Raw genomic sequence first — 18,797 nt, 5'->3', positions numbered from 1 at the left:
GCTGACCTGGGTCAAGGGAAGGCCGGACGTCAGACGTCGAGAACCAATTGACTCTCCATGCGCCCAGCATGGCGCCGGTCATGGGTGACCATGATTAGAACCCGGTCGTTCAAGGTGGAATGCAGCGTGTCGAACAGAGCGTCGGCGGTGGCCGGTTCCAGACCGGTGAACGGCTCGTCCAGCAGGATCACCGGACTGTCCCGCAGCAGCACCCGGGCCAGTGATAACCGCCGCCCCTGTCCGCCGGAGAGATGCATGCCGTTGGCGCCAATCCAATGATCGAGACCGCCGCGTTGCCGCACCAGATCCGCCAGCCGGGCCTGTTCCAGCACTTGCCAGAGGCGCTCGTCGTTGGCGTCCGGTCTGGCCAGGCGCAAGTTATCCCTCAGGGTACCGGTGAACAGCTGCTGTTGCTGTAACAGCAGGGCGAAACATTGGCGCCAGGCATCGCCGTCCGCCCGTGCCTGGCTGACACCGCCGAAACGGATCTCGCCGGCACTGATCCGTTGCAGGCCCATCAGGCAATGCAGCAGGGTGGATTTACCACTGCCGCTTGGGCCGACGATGGCCAGCGGGGCGCCGGCTCGCGCTTGCAGATCAAGACCGCTGAACAAGGCCGGCTGCCCAGGCCAGGCGAAACTCAGTCCGGAGACCTTCAAATCGCCGTCGGCCTGGGGAATCTCGCTGCCACTGGCGGCCGGCGGCGGGATCGGCGTGCCGGTCAGGGCGTCCAGGCGTGTCACGGTGGCCCGGGTGTCCGGCCAGCCCTGCCAGGCCTGGGCCAGGGGCAGGGTCACTTCGGCGGCGGCCAGCACCAGTAGCATCAGGGCCAGCGCCACCGGCGCGTCGATCATCTCCTGCCGCACCGGCGTGATCAGTATCAGCAGCATCGCCACCGCCAGCCATTGCATCAGACTCTGAATCAGGGTCTGGGTGATGGCGTGCCGCAAGGCCAGCCGATGTTCGAGCCCGGCCAGATCGGCCAGGCGGCGGCGCCACTGCTCGAGTAATGACGGCCGCAGGCCATAGGCAAGCACATCGGGCAGTCCGTTGAGGGTTTGCACCAAATCCCCACGAAGCTGTTCGCGTTGCCAGGCCCGCTGTTCCAATGGTTCGGCGGAAACTTTCGACAAGTGCCGCAGCAGCAGGAACATCACGATAAATCCCGCCAGCATGGCCAGGGCCGCCACCGGTCCGGCGATCCAGAATCCGGCGAGCAGCAATACCACGGCGGTGGCGGCGGCCACCAGGGCGGGCTGCCCCTGTCCGAGCCAGGCGTTCTCCAAACGTTCCACATCGCCCAGCAGGCGCTCCAGCAAATGGCCGCTGCTCAGTGACGACAAGGGCCCGGGTATGCGCGGCAGAATCGCCGCGAACAATTGCGTGCGCAGGCGCTGCATCACATGGAAGGTGGCGTCATGGCTGACCAGCCGCTCGAAATAGCGGGACACGGTGCGGCCCACCGCCAGGGCGCGAATGCCGGCGCTGGGAACCAGCAGGTTGAACGCCACCGCCGGGCCACCGGCGGCCAGTCCGGCCAGCGCCGCGGCGCTGATGAACCAGCCGGACAACCCCAGTAGCGCCATGGCGGCGAGGACAGTAATCAGTGCCAGTAACCCGGCATTGCGGAGTCGCGCGCCTTCCCCTTTGAATTGATGACGAAGCCAGGTGATGCGATCAGCCATGGGCCTGCCCTTCCATGGACACGGGTGAGGGGCCCAGCCACAGGCTCTGGTCGGCCAGGGTGGCGAGCGCCGGGGAATGGGTGGCGATCACCAAGGTGCGTTGTCCCTTGCGGGCGCGCAGCGCCGCGATGATGCGTTGTTCCAGTGTTTCATCCAGCTCCGCGGTGGGCTCGTCGAGCAGCAGCAGCGGTGCCGGACTCAGCAGTGCCCGGGCCAAAGCCAACCGGCGTCCCTGGCCGCCGGAAAGGCCGCCGCCGTTCTCGTCCAGCGCGGTATCCAGCCCGGCGGGTAAGTGGTTCAGGCCGCATTCGGCCAATACTTGATGTAAGGCCGCGTCATCGGCATCCGGGGCGGCCAGGCGCAAATTGTCCGCCACCGTGCCGTGGATGAACCACGGATGCTGCCCGGCCCAGGCCAGATTGCCGGTCGCCTGCGCCAGCAGTGGCGCCGGCCGGCCGTTATGACCTATCTCGCCGGTGTCCGGCGCCAGCAGACCGGCGATCAGTTTCAACAGGGTGCTCTTGCCGGTGCCGCTGTCGCCTCTGAGTACCAGGCACGCTCCGGCTGTTACGGTCAGAGAGCAGTCGTGCAGCAGAGTTTCCTCGCTGCCAGGGTAACGGAACGACACTTGGTCGAGGGTCAGAGTGGTAGCGGTGGCGGAGACGTTAGCGGGGGCGGAGGTGGTGTCACCTTCCTCGAGCAGGGGGGCCAGGGCTTCGGCGGCGGCGTGGGCGGCGGCGCGGTCATGATAGCCGGCCGCCAGCTGACGCAACGGCTGATAGAACTCCGGCGCCAGCAGCAGTAGCCAAAGCCCGGTGGCGAAATCAAGCCGGGGACCGGGGCCAATGGCGATCAAATTGAGCAGGTGCAAACCCACATACAAGGCCACCAGGGCCACCGATAACGCCGCGAACAGCTCCAGCACGGCGGAAGTAAGAAAAGCGATCCGCAGTACTTTCATGGTGTGTTTGCGATATTCGCCGTTGACGGTATCCACCGCCTGTTGCTCCGCCGCTTCACGGGCGAAGGCCCGCAGCGTCAGTACGCCGCGCAGACGATCGAGAAAATAGCCACCGAGAAAGCGCAAACTTTCCAACTGTCGATCCGCCGCCCGCTGCGCGCCACTGCCCACCAGCATCATGAAGACCGGGATCAAAGGCGCGGTGCACAGGAAGATCACGCCAACGATCCAGTCCACGCTGAACGCGGCCAGTAAAAACAGCACCGTGGCTAAGCTGGCCACTCGCCGTTGCACCGCGAAACCGGCGTGATAGCGACCCACCGCGCCGGCTTGTTCCAGCAGAGCGGTGCTGGCTTCCCCGGCCGTCAAAGTACCGCCTGCACCGCGCAACAATGCCTCCGCCACGGCGTTGCGTACCGCCTGGCCGATATCGGCGGCGGCGCCGGCACTGAATCGGGCGCGGGCGGCTCCGGCCAGGGCCCGCAACGCCAGCGTCAGCAATAGCAGGGAGGCGGGCAGCCATAAAGAGGGCTCGCTGTTGAGCAGACCAGCGGCGAGCCAGGCCAGCAGTCCCGCCTGAACGATCGCCAGCGGCGTATCCGCCAGCGCGCTCAGATACAGCCAACGCACCATGATTCTGGCGTGACGTCGTTGCGCATCCAGCCAGAGCCGCGGGCTGGTTGGGGGCTCCGCGGACGATGCGGGAGAATCTTGATGTAAATCAATAGGCATGCCGGTTTTCAACTCTTCTCTGGACCGCCGACGTGAACAGGGGCAGGGCCGGTGCTATGCTGAACTCAGTTTCACCAGCGCGAACGACGATGGGGATTAATGGTAGACCCGATTGCTCAGGCTTTCACCCGCAGTCCGTGATCGCTTGGATGAAAGTCAACGGGCAGTTTTTTATGGCCATCGTCCATGGTGGCCACCCCGCGGGCCGCTGCGGAGCAACGTTAAAAATTGCTCCCGGCAATTTGTAATCTTGAATCGTTTCTTTATCGACACGGAAACGTTTCTCCCGTCGTATACGCGCATCGGTAAAAGAGGGCCACGGAGGGTCTTCCGCAAGGAGCAGCGAGTGGTCAACGTCTCCCAAGGTGGAGCGGGTCGAGTGAGTTCGATCCGGTTGACGAGCCGCTAATGTGTATTCAGGGGAGAAACGCAGATGATCGACGCTACTCTGGTTGAGTTGTCGCGGGCGCAGTTTGCCCTGACGGCAATGTACCATTTCCTTTTCGTACCTTTGACTCTGGGACTGTCCTTCATGATCGCCATCATGGAGAGCGTCTATGTCATGACCGGACGCACCATCTGGCGTGACATGACCAAGTTCTGGGGGTTGCTGTTCGGCATCAACTTCGCCATGGGCGTGGCTACCGGTATCGTCATGGAGTTCCAGTTCGGTACCAACTGGGCCTACTACAGCCATTATGTCGGTGACGTGTTCGGCGCGCCTTTGGCGATCGAAGGTCTGATGGCGTTTTTCCTTGAGGCCACGCTGGTTGGTCTGTTCTTTTTCGGCTGGGACAAGCTGGGCAAGGTCCAGCATCTGGCGGTGACCTGGCTGGTGGCCTTGGGGTCGAATCTGTCGGCGTTGTGGATTCTGATCGCCAATGGCTGGATGCAGAATCCGGTGGGCTCCTTTTTCAATCCCGACACCATGCGCATGGAAGTGACGGATTTCGCCGCGGTGATTTTCAATCCAGTGGCGCAGGCCAAGTTCGTCCATACGGTGGCCGCCGGCTACGTCACCGGCGCTGTGTTCGTATTGGCGATCAGTGCCTACTACCTGCTGCGTGGCCGTTACAAGGCGCTGGCCAAGCGGTCCTTCACGGTAGCCGCCTCTTTCGGTCTGGCGGCGGCACTGTCGGTGGTGGTGCTCGGCGACGAGTCAGGCTACGCCATTACCGATAACCAGAAAATGAAACTGGCGATGATCGAGGGAATGTGGCACACGGAAGAGGCGCCGGCGTCCTTCACCCTGTTCGGTATTCCGGATCGTGAGGCCCAGGAAACTCACTACGAGTTGCAGATTCCCTGGGTCATGGGGCTGATCGCCACGCGCAGCTTCAGCAAGGAAATACCCGGCATCATGGAGCTGGCGGCGCTCTCGGAGATGCACATCCGTGACGGTCTGCTGGCCTACGACGCGCTGGAAACCCTGAAGGTCGACGAGGCCAATCCCGAAGCCAGGGAGGCCTTTCTACGGAACCAGCAATATCTGGGCTATGCGTTGCTGTTGAAGAAGTACGTGGATGACCCCCGTGAAGCCAGTGATCAGCAGATCGTTATGGCGGTACAGGATTCGCTGCCCAATGTCTTCGCGCTGTTCTGGTCGTTCCGTTTCATGGTGGCCATTGGGTTCTACATGATCGCCTTGTTCGGCCTGGCGTTCTATCTGGTGTCACTGCGTCGCCGGGTGCCACGCTGGTTCCTGAGAGTGTCGTTCTACACCTTGCCGCTGCCCTGGATCGCCGCGGAACTGGGCTGGCTGGTGGCGGAGTACGGCCGGCAGCCCTGGGTTATCGAAGGCGTGTTGCCTACTTTTCTTGGCGTCAGTTCCATCGGCATCAGTGACATTCTCATTTCCCTGGGCGGCTTCATGATTTTGTACACGGTGCTGGCGGTGATCGAGGTCCGCCTGATGCTCAAGTACATCCGCCAGGGGCCGGAAGAGGACAGCGGTGACGATCCCGCCAAACTGGATGCCGGCCTGTCACCGGCCTTTGCCAAGTCCAAGGACTGAGGGAGGAAACGCCATGATATTCGATTATGAAATGTTGCGTTTGATCTGGTGGGCCTTGCTCGGTGTCCTGCTGGTGGCCTTTGCCGTCACCGATGGCTTCGACATGGGCGTGGCGGCGCTATTGCCGGCGGTGGCCCGAAGCGACGGCCAGCGCCGTCAGGTGATCAATACCGTGGGACCGGTGTGGGAAGGCAATCAGGTCTGGTTCATTCTCGGCGGCGGTGCCATTTTCGCCGCCTGGCCGGCGCTTTACGCGGTCAGCTTCTCCGGATTCTATCTGGCCATGTTCCTGATTCTGTCGGCACTGATTATCCGGCCGGTGGCATTCAAATTCCGCTCCAAGCGTGACGAGCCGGCCTGGCGCGCACGCTGGGACGCGGCGCTGTGCTTCAGCGGTGTGGTGCCGGCGCTGATATTCGGAGTGGCGGTGGGCAATGTGCTGCAAGGCGTGCCGTTTCATTTCGACAGCAGTCTGCGGCCTTTCTATACCGGTTCTTTCTTTGCGCTGTTGAATCCGTTTGCTTTGCTATGTGGTCTGGTCTCGCTGGCGATGCTGATGCTTCACGGCGCCACCTGGCTGCAGATCAAGGCGGATGGTGAACCGGCCGAGCGCGCCCGCAAATACGGCATGATCGCCGCCGTCGTCGTGATCGTACTGTTCGCCATTGGTGGCTTCTGGGTCAGCAACATGGACGGCTACCGGATCGTCACGGCAATGGATCCGCAAGGGCCGAGCAATCCGCTGCGCAAGGAAGTGGTGTCGGAAGCCGGTATGTGGCTGAACAATTACCGTACTCAGCCGCTTCTCTGGCTGGTGCCCCTGGCTGGCTTCGCCGGTGCCGTGCTGGCGTTGATGGGATTGTTCTGGCGTGTGGGCGCTTTGAGTTTTCTCGGCTCCAAGCTCTCGGTGGCCGCCATCATCACCACGGTGGGGGTGTCCATGTTCCCGATGATTCTGCCGAGCAGCACCGATCCGGGCCACAGCCTGACCGTCTGGGACAGCTCCTCCAGTCATTACACCCTGGGCGTGATGCTGTTCGCCACGGTGGTGTTCCTGCCCATCATCCTGCTGTACACCGCCTGGGTGTATAAGGTGCTGTGGGGCAAGGTGAGCGAAAGCGACGTCAACAAGGACATGTACTGAGGAAACGAATATGTGGTACTTCAGCTGGATTCTCGGCGTGGGCCTGGCTTGTGCTTTCGCCATCCTCAACGCCATGTGGTTCGAACTGTCCGAGGTGGACGAACAGGCCCGTGAGGCCGAAGACGAGGGGTGATTGAGGGTAGGCGTAGGGCGGTCCTGCAAGTTACGGGGCCGCTTGCTTGCATGGCTGCGTCGCTAAAATCGCTCTCCACGGAAAACCACGAAGCCACTGTGGGAGCTTGCCTGCAAGCGAATGAAGTTCGCTCGGGCGTTGAGCAACATTGGCTTGCAAGCAAGCTCCCACAGCAGCTTCGTAGTTCCCTGAGAGAAGGCGGGTCTGTGTATTGGGGAAAGCGGGAAAGCAAAAGTGCCGCCGCCGGACCCCCCAGCGACCGGACGGAGCGCGAACCAGGGGACGGGGAGCGGCGACGGCAGAGTCAGGCTACCGGTTCACCGTTTCCACGGTCTTGACCTGGGTCAAGGGAATACCGGTTAGCGCGATGGGCTGTTTTTCAGACGGGCTTCCAGATAGTTTTTCAACGCCAAGGCGTTGTTGTGCTCGGTATCGCGGGCGGCGTAAAGAAGCGTCAGAGGGCGGCCGGCACAAGTCTTGAGCAGAGCCTCGACCGGTTCCGGATTGGCTTCCAGCTCTTCATGATAACGGCACTGAAATTCTTCCCAGCGTTGTGGGTCGTGGCCGAACCATTTGCGCAACGCGGTGGAAGGGGCCAACTGTCGAAACCAGTGATCGGCGGCCACGTGATCTTTCTTCATGCCCCGCGGCCAGGCGCGATCGACTAGCGCGCGATAGCCGTCGCTGTCGTCCCGGGCGTCGTAGACGCGTTTGCATTGAATGCGAGAGGGCAGTTGCATGATGGAACCCCGATGACCTCAATGAGCCGTGGCGGTGGCCGCGCCGCCCAGGCGTGCCAGCGTCTCCATCGCTTCCTCGATGATGCGGTTCAGACGTTGCTCCGCCGTTAGCATTTGATGAATCTGTCCACAGGACTGACCGGCGTACAAAGCCATGTCATCCAATTCTCCACGGGCATCCGCCAGCGGTGAATCCGTGGAGAACAGATAAACCGGCTGGCCGTCCTGTTCTCCGATGATCTCGGAAATATTGGCCTGCCGCAAATCGTCGTATTCCCCTCGGGTTACGCGATTGCGCAATACTCGCACTGGGGCCGGCTCATGCCAGTTGCGGGTGAAATCACGGCAATGAACGGTATCGCCGGCGCCGGCCTGAATCAGCCGTTGTTGGTGGTGAGGGTGGGCGTTGGCTTCCTCGGTGGCAAGGAAGGCGCTGCCGATGCTAGCGCCCTGAGCCCCCAAAGCCAGAGCCGCTACCAGTGAGCGGCCATTGGCGATGCCGCCGGACGCCACCACGGGAACCGGGCAGACAGGAACGAGTTCGGCCAGCAGGCTCAGGGTGCCGATATGACCGCGAACATGACCACCGGCCTCCCAGCCCTGGGCGATGATGATCTCGGCGCCGGCGTCGATGGCCAGTTCCGCGTCCCAGGTGCTGCCGACCTGATGGATGACACGAATGCCTTCGCTGACCAGGTGCCGCACCAGGGCGGTGTCCACGTCCCAGAAAAGCACCACGAACGGCACCTGAAGGGTCACACAGATTTGCACCTGCTGACGAAGCAGGGCGCGCTCGGTGGCCGCGGGAATCAGATTGACCGCGAACGGCTTGTCGGTGAGTTGTCGCAGCGCCTGGATTTCATTGCGGATCCGTTCCACCGGCTCGCGCACCATGCCGAGCACACCAAAGCCGCCGGCCCGGCACACCGCCGCCGCCAATCGGTGGCGAGCGACGCCACCCATGCCGGCCAGCAGGATGGGGAAGGTGCAGCCCAAATGATCACAAAGCGGGGTGCGCAGTGCCGGTGGCGGTGTTACCACTGCCATATTTGATCGACCTGTTCGTACAGCTCCACCAGTCCGGCCCGGCTTACCAGTTCAACTCCGGCTTGCAGAGGAAGGCCGGCGAGCCCGCGTTCTTCCAGATCCTCGCGCACCGCGTACACGGGCACGCCGCTTTCGGTGAGATTGGTGAGGTCGCGAACCAGTTCCGCCGGTTGGCTTTGTTTCCAGGTGCCCAGGACCAGGGGTGGTTGGCGCTGATTCAGCACCGCGTAATGCACGCCATGGCCACTGAGCAGCACCTGCAGATCGCCACCCGCGCCGCGCATGGATTGGGTCAGCCAGAGAATGGTGTCGTCTTGTTCCTCCACCGTGGTGCGGAAGGCTTGATCGATAACCTGCAGTACTTTCATGGCGCTTACCTCGTGCCGATGGTCAGGGTGTTGAAGGCGTCGCTGGCGTAGCGCCACAGGTCCGGTGGTCCGCCCCGGCCGCAACCGTCGATGACGTCATTGACGCCGCGCTCGTCCACGCACAGGCCGCAGTTGATCCATTCGAAACCCAGCTCTTTGGCGGCGGCTTTTTCCTGCAGAGCACGGATCCATTCGCGGGTCAGCGGATGATCTTCTTCCGCCGCGTCACGGCCGTGTACCGCGTTGCCATGAGGGGCTTGCCGGGCGAAGGCCAGGGCCACGGCACCCTCGTAAGCGAAGACGCGCACCGAAGCGCCACGTTCCAGAGCCGCGTCGAGTAAGCGAAAGAAGGTGACGGTCCGCTCGCTTTCAAAAGGCGGATCCATGAAGGCGAAGGTCAGGGTTTTCAGGTCGCTCATGGGGACTCCTAGTTCCAGATCACTTTGCTGCCGGCCAGCAGGGCATCGACGGCGTCGCCGACGTCGCCCACGGTGACTTCGGCTTTCAAATCGGACGCTTCGATTTCCCGCTGCTTCAGTGAGAAGCCGTCGGCGCTGACAGTGACACCGCCGCCGAGCAGTGCGTCGAAGACCTCGCTGCGGGCGCCTAACCGGGCCGGCGCCACACCGTTTTGCACCAGCAGGACATGCACCCGGTGGCCAGCATCGCGGAGTTGCCTGGCCAATTGGTATTGCGCCGCGCAGCGGACCTCGGTAAACGGGTCCTGGCTTTGGATGAACAGATAGTCGGACATGGACGTCTCCAGGATCAGGAAGAAAGGGAAGTCAGCGGACGTTCTTCCAGCAGCTGCTTGCGCAGCAGGAAGTCACCGAAATGTTCGCCGTCACGGCGTTGGCCGGCATAGCGTTCGAGCATGGGCGCGAGCAACGCGAGGAAGCGTTCTTCGTCCACGTTGCCGGCGTACAGTTGCGCCAGCCGGTCACCGTGAAAGCTGCCGCCCAGATACAGGTTGTACAGTCCGGGGGCTCGGCCGGTGAGGGCAATCTCGGCCAGATAGGGCCGGGCGCAGCCGTTGGGGCAGCCGGTCAGACGCAGGGTGATGGGTTTCTCGCGCAGCCCATACTGCCCTTTGAGCCGCTGAAACCGTTCCAGCAATTCGGGCAAATAGCGCTCCGCCTCGGCCATGGCCAGACCGCAGGTGGGCAATGCCACACAACTGAGGGTATGAGCCGCCTGGGCATCCGGGGTGAGGCGCCAGTCCAGCCCCAGGTCCTCGAGGCGCCAACGTACCTGTTCGAGTTCGTGTTCCTCGATGTGGGTCAACTGCAGATTCTGGTTGGTAGTCAGCCGCAGGCGGCCGCCGTACTGTTGCAGAAAACCGCCCAGTTGCGTGCGCAGGGCATCGTCCACGCGACCGCTTTCCACATAAAGGGTGGCGTGCCAAAGACCATCGTCGCCCTGTTGCCAGCCGAGTCGGTCGCCGTTGTGTTCGAAGTGGATGCCGCGGGCCGGCTCCAGCGGGCGACCACGACGGCGTTCCAATTCTTCCAGGAACCAGGGCAGGCCGAGACGGTCGAGGGTGTACTTGAAACGGGCCCGGTGGCGATCCCGCCGATCACCGAAGTCGCGTTGGATGCCCATTACCAGTTCGGCGAAAGCGGGCGCTTCATCGGCGTCGATAAAGCCGATTTCCTCCGCCAGACGGGGATAGCTGTCCTCGCGATTGTCCAACTGGCCCATGCCGCCGCCGACACAGACGTTGAAGCCGATCAGATCGCCGTTGTCCACCACCGCGATATAGCCCAGATCCTGGCCATAGATGTCGACGTCGTTCACCGGCGGCAGCACGAACCCCACCTTGAACTTGCGCGGCAGATACAACTCGCCGTAGACCGGCTCCTCGTCGTCGCGGACCGGCGTCGGTTGCCGGTACCAGATGTCCGCATAGGCGCCGGTTTTCGGAATCAGACGATCGCTGGTGATTTGCGCCAGTTTCTGTAGCCGCTCATGAGCCTGGGACAAGTACGGATTGGCGCCGCACACCACGCCGCGACTGTCGTCGCCGCAGGCGGCGATGGTGTCCAGCCCCAATGGGAGCAGCCCCTGGATCAACGGGCGCAGATGCGGTTTGCGCACACCATGCAATTGAAGGGTGCCACGGGTGGTGATGCGCAGACCCCGTTCGGCGTAAAGACGGGAAAGACAGTCCAGGCCCAGCCATTGGTGTTTGTCCAGCACGCCGCCGGGGATGCGCAGCCGCACCATGAACTGGTAGGCCGGTTCCAGGCGGCGCTGGCGGCGATCAGCGCGGCGGTCGCGGTCGTCCTGCTGATAGATGCCGTGAAACTTCATCAGCAGAGGGTCCTCGCCCGGCACCGCGCCGGTGAGCAGGTCGTCGAGCCCCTCGGAGATAGTGCCGCGAAGGTGACGGCTGCGGGCCTTCAGTTGTTCGTTCTCGTTCAGTCGTTCCAGCGGCTGACGGAGATCGGGGTGGGGATCGCTCATCACGCTCTCCTCAATACAGGTTGCGGTGCAGGCGCTTTTCCCGGCCCAGTTGTTTCCAGGCGCCGTCTCCCTGGCGCTGGTCCAGGGCGGTTTTCAGTCCGCTCTCAAGGTCGCTCAATCGACCCTTGTCGCCGCACAGGTAGAGGTGTGCGCCCCGGTCGATCCAGGTGCCCAGGCGATCGATCTGGTCGAGCAATGGGGTGATCAGGCCGGCGCCGGGCTGGTCTTGATAAAACACGGTATCCACCCGTTCCAGCACACCGTCGGCGCGGGCCTGCTGAATATCCAGTTGATAAAGAAAGTCGTCCTCGAAGCGCTGTTCGGCGAACACCAGCCAGCAGGGCGGACGTTGGGATTGTTGCGACAAGGCTTGCAGGAAGGCGCGATAGGGGGCGATGCCGGTACCCTCGGCGATCAGGATCAGCGGCGCGTCGTCGTCCGGCAGCCGAAAGCGCGCATTGCGGTGCGGATACAGACGGACCGGGTCGCCGGGCTGTAGGTCCAACAGGTATCGGGAGGCGATGCCCTGCTCATGCCGCTTCCGGAAAGGATAGTGGAAGGCCTTGACGGTAAGATGCAGCTCGTCGTCCAGCACCGCCAGACTGTTGGCCACGTCGTACAGACGCGGCTGCAGTGGCCGCAGGGCTTCCACCAGGGCTTGTGCCGGCGGGCGCGCCGGATACTGGTGGAGCAGGTCGAGCAGTTGATGGTCTCGCAGAAACGCCCGCTGCCGACGGCTCTCCGCCTGACACAGTTCGAGCAGGGCCGGAGCCTGGCTTTGCTCCGCCCAGAAAGCAAGAAAGCCGGTGCCGGCGATGGTCAGATCCCGCGTCTGACGCAGCGCTTGCACCAGGGGCTGAGCGTCATCGTTCACGGTCACCGGTTGCTCGCCGGACAGCTCGCAGGCGTCCAGCACCGCCGCCACCAGCTCCGGCGGGTTGTCGGCCAGAATGCCGACGGCATCGCCGGGGAACAGGTCCGGAATCGCCTGATCCAGGGCCAGTTCCAGATGGTGTATTGGCTGGGCGCGATCCGCGGCGCTCAGATTCTGGTTGACCAGTACCTCCACCGTTAGTGGATGGTGTTTGTCGTAGCTGGGAGGGCTGGAGGTGGGTGCCCGGGCCGGACCCTGTGCAGTGCCCGTGGTGTTGGCTTTGGGCAGTTTTTCCAACAGGCGGGCGATCCAGTCCCGGGCCGGCTGTTCAAAATCCACGTCACAGTCCTGCCGGGCGATCAGCCGTTCACCACCGAGGGCCTCCAGACGCTGGTCGAACTCCTGGCCGGTGACACAGAAGCGTTCGTAGCTGCTGTCGCCCAGGGCCAGTACGGCGAATTTCAGGTTCGCCAGTTGCGGTGCACCGTCACCCATCAGGCCCTGATAAAAGTCCTGGATGGGTTCCGGCGGATCGCCGTCGCCATGGGTGGCGGTGATGATCACCAGATGATCCCGGCGCGCCAGCTGTCGGGGGCGCAGACGGGCTAGATCGACCACTTCCGTGGCGATGCCGGCGTCACCGCAGTGCTCGCTCAAGGTCCGCGCCAGATGCCGGCAGTTGTCGGTTTCCGTGCCGTAACCGATCAGTACCGGCTGGGTGCCTTCCGTTCCGGCAACGGCGGCCGGCGCGCTGCTGGCGGCAGCGAGATAGCCGCTCAACCACCAGCGTTGCCGCTCATCCAGGGTCTCCAGCCATTGCCGGAGCTGGCTCCATTGAGGGTCGGAAAAAGGGGGCGGTGTGGCTTGCGCCGTCATTTCCGGCTCCGTGTTTCAACATCAGGCCGACAGTATGAGTGTGTGTTTTGAATACGAATAATGAAATAGAATGCGGTTTAACTTTAAAGAAATTGATATAAGTCATGGATATCGATCTGGCCCGCACCTTTCTGGAGATCGTTCGCACTGGCAGTTTCATGGCCGCCGCCGAACGGTTGCACATCACCCAGACCACGGTGACCGCCCGCATTCATAACCTGGAAGGTCAACTGGGCTGCCGCCTGTTCGTGCGCAACCGGGCCGGTGCGCGGTTGACCTCCCATGGTGAGCGGTTCACCACCCATGCTAGCCAACTGGTGCGTACCTGGGAGGCGGCGCGGCGCGAGTTGCCGTTGCCGGAAGGGGCCGAGGACATGTTGGTACTCGGTGGCGAGACCAGCCTGTGGAATCCGCTGTTGCTGAACTGGGTAACGCGGTTACGGGAACAGCATCCGACCGTCGCCACCCGCGCCGAAGTGCATGACAGTGAAGCATTGCAGGAACGTTTGGAGAGAGGGGTACTGGACGCCGCGCTGGTGCACCGGCCAGCGTACTGGCCGGGATTGCAGGTGGAACAACTGCTGGAAGAAAAATTGATCCTGGTGCGGGCGGTCCGCACCGGGGAGCCCTATGTCTATGTGGACTGGGGCGCGGATTTTCGCAAGCAACACGACGTCGCTTTGCCGGAGCGGGCGCGCTCGCCGGTGTCCGCCAATTTCGGACCGCTGGCGATTCAGTTTCTGTTGCAGCAGGGCGGCAGCGGTTATTTCCGTACCCGCGTGGCCGAGCCGCATCTGCGCGAAGGCACCTTGGAACGGGTTGCCGATGCACCGGAATTCACCTATCCGGTGTACCTGGCCTACGCCCGGGGGAAACACAGCCCGCTGCTGGACCAAGCCTTTCGGGTGTTGCGGACGGTGGCGGGGGAAAGCGCTGAGTGGTCAGCGTAACCGCAACGGATCCACCAGCCCCGCCGCCACCGCCATGCCGACCAGATCGGGCAGGCGTTCGGCGCCCATGCGCTTCATTACCCGTGAGCGATACAGATCCACGGTTTTGACGCTGACATTTAACTGCGCGGCGATCTCCCGATTGGTATAGCCCTTGACCAGTGGCAGCAGCACATCCCGTTCCCGCGGGGTGAGCGTGTCCAGCTTATCATCCACCTGCTGACGGCCGGTTTCTTGCTGATATTCTTTTCGCTCACTGTTGAGTGCCTGTTGCACGCTGTCGAGCAGTAACTGCTCGTTATAAGGCTTTTCGATGAAATCCACCGCACCGGCCTTGAACGCCCGCACCACGATGGGAACGTCGGCGTGGCCGCTGACGAAGATGATCGGATAATCCAGGCCGCGTTCCTTCATCGCTTGCTGGACGTGCAGGCCACCCAGAGTCGGCATGCGCACATCCAGTAGCACACAGGCGTTTTCCCCTGTCGCGCAAGCGTCGAGAAAGTCACCGCCGTTGGTGAACGGGCGGGCATCAAGGCCAACCGATTCCAGCAGCCAGGCGGTGGATTCCAGCATGCCGGGGTCGTCGTCCACCACATAGACGATTTGTGCGCCGGTGGTCATGGGGTCTCCTCGTTATGGGCCAGCGGCAGCCGGCAGTACATTTCCAGTCCTTGCTCGCACGAGCGGGCATTCAGCTCACCGCCGAGCCCCTCGATGACCGAGCGGCTCATCGACAATCCCAGGCCAAGGCCGTCGGGTTTACTGGTATAGAACGGTGTGAACATATGCTTGAGCGTCTCCGGGTCGGCACCGGGGCCTTGATCGAGGACTCGGATCACCAGGAAATTGTCCGGCGCGCGCTGGGTGGCGACGGTGATTTCGGAGGGGTGCTCCCGCCAGCGTTCGCGGTTGGCGTCGAGCGCGTTACGCAGCAAATTCACCAGCACCTGTTCCAGCAGGATACGGTCGGCGTACAGTGGTGGCAGGTCCTTGGCAAACTGCCTGGCGATGGTAATACGATGACTCTCCGCTTCCCAGGCGCAAAGGTGAATGGCCTGACTCGCCACCGTGTTGATATCGAGCGCCTCCAGGCGGCGCTGGCCTTTGCGCAGAAAGGCGCGCAGCCGCCGGATCACCTCCGAGGCATGGTGGGCGTGTTCGCTGATCCGGCCCAGCCCCTGGGCGACCTTGTCAATTTTGGGCGCCAGATCGGAAGCCGTATCCAGTTTCGCCGGATCACCGTGGTGGGGCGGTTCAAGTGCGCGCAGATGGCGCAGGCTGGCGGCGGCGTAATTGCTGATTGCCGCCAGCGGCTGGTTGATTTCATGGGCGATGCCGGAGGCCAGTTCGCCCATGGCGATCAGCCGGCTGCTTTGCGCCAGTTCATTCTGGTGGCGGCGCTGTTGCGCTTCGCGCAAAGCCCTTTCGGTCATGTCCCGGGCGACCAGGGAATAGTACTGGTCGTTGCCGGCGCCGCGGTGGGCCAGCAGTACCAGGGACACCGGAAAGAATTCGCCGGAGTCGCCGGCGCGCAGTTGCGCCTCGCTGGTCCACACCCCTTGTTCCCGAGCGCTGTTCCAGCCATGTTCGCGTAGCCGCCGGATATCCTCGGCGGCGAACAATTCGGCCAGATCCGGCAACGGATCCGGGCCGATGGCGAGAGCCTCGCGGGCGGCGCGGTTGGCGTAGGTGAGGCGCTCGTCGAGCCCGACGAACAGCACCAGGTCGGTATTCGCTTCCACGACTTCGGCCAGACGGCGGCGATTCTCTTCCGCCCGGACCCGGGCGGTGATGTCGCGTGTGACACTGACCACTTCCACCACCGCGCCGGTATAGGTTTCACGGATGGCGTGGCTGGCGGTCTCGAACCACAGATAGTGGCCGCGCCGATGACGGATCTGATAGGTCATGGTGTGATAACCCAGTTCCTCCAGCGCCGCCTTGGCCTGTTGTTGTAACCGTTCGCGGTCCTGCTCATGAAACAGCGCCTGCACCGCCGTGCCGCGCAATTGTTCCGGCCAATAGCCCAACAAACCCCAGGAGGCTGGTGAGGCGTCAAGGAACACGCCGTCGGGCGTGTGCCGCGAGATCAAATCGGTGGTGTTCTCGGTGATCAGACGGTACAAGCGCCGGGCACGGTTGCCGGCCTTTTCGTTTCGCAACTGATCGGTAGCGTCACGGCCACGGGCCAGGATCCGCTGGCCGGGCGGGTCGGGGATAAAGTTCCACAACAGGATGCGATCGCCGAGCCGCGCCTCCACGTCGACGATGGCGCGGCCCTGGGACAGACAAGCGGCGGCCAGGGCCTGGTGGTTGATTGGCAAGCAGCTGTCGGCGTCGATGCGGTGCTCGCCGAGCAATTGTTGCAGTGCGTGGTTGGTATCGACGGGACGGCCCCGGGTATCGAGCACCGCCGCCGGTTGAGGGTCGTTGCTGAGCAGTGCAAAAGCCCCTTCCCGGTGAGTCAATGGACAGGCCAGTTGATTGAGCATGGCGGCCAGCCAGGGCAGCCACTGGCTGCCGCACTGCGGTGACAACTCCAGCAACAACAGGCCTTGGCTGTGGTCGTCCAGCGCCAGTGGCAGGATCGCGCCATGGTGCAGGGCGGCGCGACGGACCCGGCCGGCGAGCCAGCAGGGCAGAGCGCGTAATTCACTCAGCGATAGCACCGTCTCACCTGCCAGGCGCTGGTGCAAGGTGTGATCCGAAGCCTGAAACGGGTCGCCGGGGCCCGGCGGCAGGCCGGCCTGGCCGTCGGCGTGATCGTAGACGCCGGCGTCCTCCTGCCAGAACAGGTAGAAGGCGCGCCGCACTTCCGGGGTGCTGGCCATCATCCGGCATAAACCGGCGGCCCGTTGAGAACGGGGCATACGGTCCTGCTGCAATCGCAGCCAATCGCGCATCAACAGGGGAAAGGCGTCGTCCTGGTCCATTATGGGCTCATTCAAGAGATATGGTAAATATACTATAAGACTCTAGTTTTATTTCCATATTTGTTCTTTATGGTCTATAAATGCGCCCTGGGTTGCGGGCTAATGCTGGTAACTCTACCCGAAGAATACCGCGAACAACTACGGGACGGTCATTATGTCCATTTATGAGCAGGGCCTTTCGCCCACCGAAGTCAATCATGTTCCCCTGACCCCGCTGAGCTTTATTGAGCGTACCGCGGCGGTTTACCCCGACTATCCGTCAGTGATTCACGGTGATATCCGGCGCACCTGGCGGGAAACCTACCGGCGCTGCCGGCGGCTTGCTTCAGCCCTGGCGGGTCGTGGTATCGGCAAGGGCGATACCGTGGCCGCGATGTTGCCGAACATCCCGGCAATGCTGGAAGCCCATTTCGGCGTGCCGATGATCGGCGCCGTTCTCAATACGCTCAATGTCCGTCTGGACGCCGACGCCATCGCCTACATGCTGCGTCATGGTGAGGCCAAGGTTCTGATCGTGGATCGCGAATTCCACCAGGTGATCGGTGACGCCGTGGCCAAACTGGAGACGCCGCCACTGCTGATTGATGTGGATGATCCCGAATACGGTGAAGGTGAACCGGTCAGCGAGCTGGATTACGAGGCTTTCCTTGCAGAGGGTGATCCGGAGTTCCAGTGGCAATGGCCGGACAACGAGTGGAATGCGATTTCTCTCAACTACACCTCCGGCACCACCGGCGATCCCAAGGGCGTGGTCTACCACCACCGCGGCGCCTATCTGAATTCCCTGGGCAACCAGGCCACTTGGTCCATGGGGTTGCACCCGGTGTATCTGTGGACGCTGCCCATGTTCCACTGTAACGGCTGGTGTTATCCCTGGACCATCACCGCCCAGGCCGGCGTGCATGTGTGTCTGCGCCGGGTCGACCCGCAACGTATTCTGACACTGATCCGCCAACATCAGGTCTCTCATCTTTGTGGCGCCCCGGTGGTGTTGAACGCTCTGATCAATATGCCGGACGAGGCCAAGGCCGCCATTGATCATCCGGTCAACGCCATGACCGCTGGCGCGGCGCCACCGGCCAAGGTGATCGGCGCGGTGGAGGAAATGGGGATCAACGTCACCCATGTGTATGGGCTGACCGAAGTCTATGGGCCGGTCACCGTCTGTGCCTGGCACGGCCACTGGGATGAGCTGCCATTGGAGGAGCGGGCGACAATCAAGTCCCGCCAGGGTGTGCGTTACCCGACCCTGGAAGGCGTGATGGTGGCGGATCCCAAAAGCCTGCGGCCGGTGCCCAAGGACGGCGAAACCATTGGTGAAATCTTCATGCGCGGCAATACCGTGATGAAGGGCTACCTGAAAAACGAAGCCGCTACCCGCGAAGCCTTCGAGGGTGGCTGGTTCCATACCGGTGATCTGGCGGTGTGGCATGCGGACGGTTACGTGGAGATCAAGGACCGTCTCAAGGACATCATCATTTCCGGCGGCGAGAACATTTCCACCATCGAGGTGGAGAATACGCTGTACCGTCACCCCTCCGTGCTGGAAGCGGCGGTGGTGGCGCGTCCCGATGAAAAATGGGGTGAGACGCCTTGCGCCTTCGTCACCCTCAAGGCCGGGCAGGAGCACGCCGCTGTTACCGAGACGGATGTGATCGGCTTCTGCCGTGAACACCTTGCCGGATTCAAAGTACCCAAAACCGTGGTGTTCCAGGATCTGCCGAAGACTTCCACCGGCAAGATCCAGAAGTATGTTCTGCGGGAGTGGGCGAGAAACCTGTAGCTTTTGCCTCGCTCCGGCGCACTCAGCAAGCCGCCGGGGCGAGGTTTTTTTGAGTAAGGCCCGATAGCCGGGGCCCGCCCGGCGTTTC

General features: G+C 62.8%; 16 protein-coding genes. 5 read left to right on the top strand and 11 right to left on the bottom strand.

Translation table 11 applies throughout. The features are described 5' to 3' along the window. Positions 1-29: 29 nt before the first annotated feature. Positions 30-1,685 (bottom strand): thiol reductant ABC exporter subunit CydC, encoded by a 1,656-nt coding sequence (gene cydC / locus MA04_RS08840; protein WP_262460143.1) that lies wholly within the window; start codon positions 1,683-1,685, stop codon positions 30-32. Continuing rightward, the gene (gene cydD, locus MA04_RS08835) at positions 1,678-3,279 is read right to left on the bottom strand and encodes a thiol reductant ABC exporter subunit CydD (protein ID WP_262460142.1); all 1,602 of its coding nucleotides are present in this window, start codon (positions 3,277-3,279) and stop codon (positions 1,678-1,680) included. The genes cydC and cydD overlap by 8 nt, the downstream gene beginning before the upstream one ends. Before the next feature lie 532 nt (positions 3,280-3,811). On the opposite strand from cydD, the gene MA04_RS08830 reads away from it, so the two are divergent. The 3 genes from MA04_RS08830 to cydX are packed head-to-tail and all read left to right on the top strand — an operon-like array spanning position 3,812 to position 6,669. Then, complete coding sequence (locus MA04_RS08830; RefSeq protein ID WP_163126089.1) at positions 3,812-5,392, top strand: cytochrome ubiquinol oxidase subunit I; 1,581 nt, start codon at positions 3,812-3,814, stop codon at positions 5,390-5,392. A 13-nt stretch (positions 5,393-5,405) separates the two neighbouring features. Continuing rightward, positions 5,406-6,536 carry a cytochrome d ubiquinol oxidase subunit II gene (gene cydB / locus MA04_RS08825; protein WP_163126087.1) on the top strand — a complete coding sequence of 377 codons (1,131 nt, stop codon included), beginning with the start codon at positions 5,406-5,408 and terminating at the stop codon, positions 6,534-6,536. A 10-nt stretch (positions 6,537-6,546) separates the two neighbouring features. Next, positions 6,547-6,669: a cytochrome bd-I oxidase subunit CydX gene (gene cydX / locus MA04_RS08820; RefSeq protein ID WP_163126085.1), complete on the top strand. Its 123-nt coding sequence runs from the start codon at positions 6,547-6,549 to the stop codon at positions 6,667-6,669. Between the two features lie 359 nt (positions 6,670-7,028). Here cydX and MA04_RS08815 read toward each other — a convergent pair whose 3' ends face one another. Genes MA04_RS08815 through MA04_RS08785 form a run of 7 tightly spaced genes read right to left on the bottom strand, consistent with a single transcriptional unit; the run spans position 7,029 to position 13,040 of the window. Continuing rightward, positions 7,029-7,409: a DUF488 domain-containing protein gene (locus MA04_RS08815; protein ID WP_014995380.1), complete on the bottom strand. Its 381-nt coding sequence runs from the start codon at positions 7,407-7,409 to the stop codon at positions 7,029-7,031. Positions 7,410-7,427: 18 nt separating this feature from the next. Next, positions 7,428-8,456: an NAD(P)H-dependent flavin oxidoreductase gene (locus tag MA04_RS08810; RefSeq protein WP_262460141.1), complete on the bottom strand. Its 1,029-nt coding sequence runs from the start codon at positions 8,454-8,456 to the stop codon at positions 7,428-7,430. Further along, positions 8,444-8,824, bottom strand: a complete 381-nt coding sequence (locus MA04_RS08805) for a hypothetical protein (protein ID WP_262460140.1) — start codon at positions 8,822-8,824, stop codon at positions 8,444-8,446. Before MA04_RS08805 ends, MA04_RS08810 begins: the two co-directional genes overlap by 13 nt. 5 nt (positions 8,825-8,829) lie before the next feature. After that, positions 8,830-9,243, bottom strand: coding sequence for a DsrE/DsrF/TusD sulfur relay family protein (locus tag MA04_RS08800; protein ID WP_262460139.1), 414 nt, complete (start codon positions 9,241-9,243; stop codon positions 8,830-8,832). 8 nt (positions 9,244-9,251) lie between these two features. After that, positions 9,252-9,578, bottom strand: a complete 327-nt coding sequence (locus MA04_RS08795) for a DsrE family protein (protein ID WP_022997131.1) — start codon at positions 9,576-9,578, stop codon at positions 9,252-9,254. Positions 9,579-9,592: 14 nt separating this feature from the next. Further along, positions 9,593-11,290, bottom strand: coding sequence for an NADPH-dependent assimilatory sulfite reductase hemoprotein subunit (locus MA04_RS08790; protein ID WP_262460138.1), 1,698 nt, complete (start codon positions 11,288-11,290; stop codon positions 9,593-9,595). A gap of 10 nt (positions 11,291-11,300) precedes the next feature. Then, positions 11,301-13,040, bottom strand: coding sequence for a diflavin oxidoreductase (locus MA04_RS08785; protein ID WP_262460137.1), 1,740 nt, complete (start codon positions 13,038-13,040; stop codon positions 11,301-11,303). Positions 13,041-13,144: 104 nt separating this feature from the next. On the opposite strand from MA04_RS08785, the gene MA04_RS08780 reads away from it, so the two are divergent. Continuing rightward, on the top strand, positions 13,145-13,990 hold the full coding sequence (locus MA04_RS08780) for a LysR family transcriptional regulator (protein WP_026949516.1): 846 nt from the start codon (positions 13,145-13,147) through the stop codon (positions 13,988-13,990). Here the strand turns inward: MA04_RS08780 and MA04_RS08775 are convergent. Next, positions 13,982-14,614, bottom strand: a complete 633-nt coding sequence (locus MA04_RS08775; protein WP_022997127.1) for a response regulator transcription factor — start codon at positions 14,612-14,614, stop codon at positions 13,982-13,984. The genes MA04_RS08780 and MA04_RS08775 overlap by 9 nt on opposite strands. Further along, complete coding sequence (locus MA04_RS08770) at positions 14,611-16,926, bottom strand: PAS domain-containing sensor histidine kinase (RefSeq protein ID WP_063139918.1); 2,316 nt, start codon at positions 16,924-16,926, stop codon at positions 14,611-14,613. The genes MA04_RS08775 and MA04_RS08770 overlap by 4 nt, the downstream gene beginning before the upstream one ends. Before the next feature lie 154 nt (positions 16,927-17,080). On the opposite strand from MA04_RS08770, the gene MA04_RS08765 reads away from it, so the two are divergent. Next, a complete protein-coding gene (locus tag MA04_RS08765) occupies positions 17,081-18,709 on the top strand; it encodes an acyl-CoA synthetase (RefSeq protein ID WP_022997125.1) in 1,629 nt (542 codons plus the stop codon). Positions 18,710-18,797 lie beyond the last annotated feature (88 nt).

The organism is Alloalcanivorax balearicus MACL04 (assembly GCF_025532145.1).
Lineage (GTDB): Bacteria > Pseudomonadota > Gammaproteobacteria > Pseudomonadales > Alcanivoracaceae > Alloalcanivorax > Alloalcanivorax balearicus.
This window is presented reverse-complemented; position numbering and strand designations above follow the sequence as displayed.

Bases quoted from the DNA above. Each gene is read 5' to 3' on its own strand.
- cydC (WP_262460143.1), bottom strand. From the start codon at position 1,685: ATGGCTGATCGCATCACCTGGCTTCGTCATCAATTCAAAGGGGAAGGC.
- cydD (WP_262460142.1), bottom strand. From the start codon at position 3,279: ATGGTGCGTTGGCTGTATCTGAGCGCGCTGGCGGATACGCCGCTGGCG.
- MA04_RS08830 (WP_163126089.1), top strand. From the start codon at position 3,812: ATGATCGACGCTACTCTGGTTGAGTTGTCGCGGGCGCAGTTTGCCCTG.
- cydB (WP_163126087.1), top strand. From the start codon at position 5,406: ATGATATTCGATTATGAAATGTTGCGTTTGATCTGGTGGGCCTTGCTC.
- cydX (WP_163126085.1), top strand. From the start codon at position 6,547: ATGTGGTACTTCAGCTGGATTCTCGGCGTGGGCCTGGCTTGTGCTTTC.
- MA04_RS08815 (WP_014995380.1), bottom strand. From the start codon at position 7,409: ATGCAACTGCCCTCTCGCATTCAATGCAAACGCGTCTACGACGCCCGG.
- MA04_RS08810 (WP_262460141.1), bottom strand. From the start codon at position 8,456: ATGGCAGTGGTAACACCGCCACCGGCACTGCGCACCCCGCTTTGTGAT.
- MA04_RS08805 (WP_262460140.1), bottom strand. From the start codon at position 8,824: ATGAAAGTACTGCAGGTTATCGATCAAGCCTTCCGCACCACGGTGGAG.
- MA04_RS08800 (WP_262460139.1), bottom strand. From the start codon at position 9,243: ATGAGCGACCTGAAAACCCTGACCTTCGCCTTCATGGATCCGCCTTTT.
- MA04_RS08795 (WP_022997131.1), bottom strand. From the start codon at position 9,578: ATGTCCGACTATCTGTTCATCCAAAGCCAGGACCCGTTTACCGAGGTC.
- MA04_RS08790 (WP_262460138.1), bottom strand. From the start codon at position 11,290: ATGAGCGATCCCCACCCCGATCTCCGTCAGCCGCTGGAACGACTGAAC.
- MA04_RS08785 (WP_262460137.1), bottom strand. From the start codon at position 13,040: ATGACGGCGCAAGCCACACCGCCCCCTTTTTCCGACCCTCAATGGAGC.
- MA04_RS08780 (WP_026949516.1), top strand. From the start codon at position 13,145: ATGGATATCGATCTGGCCCGCACCTTTCTGGAGATCGTTCGCACTGGC.
- MA04_RS08775 (WP_022997127.1), bottom strand. From the start codon at position 14,614: ATGACCACCGGCGCACAAATCGTCTATGTGGTGGACGACGACCCCGGC.
- MA04_RS08770 (WP_063139918.1), bottom strand. From the start codon at position 16,926: ATGGACCAGGACGACGCCTTTCCCCTGTTGATGCGCGATTGGCTGCGA.
- MA04_RS08765 (WP_022997125.1), top strand. From the start codon at position 17,081: ATGTCCATTTATGAGCAGGGCCTTTCGCCCACCGAAGTCAATCATGTT.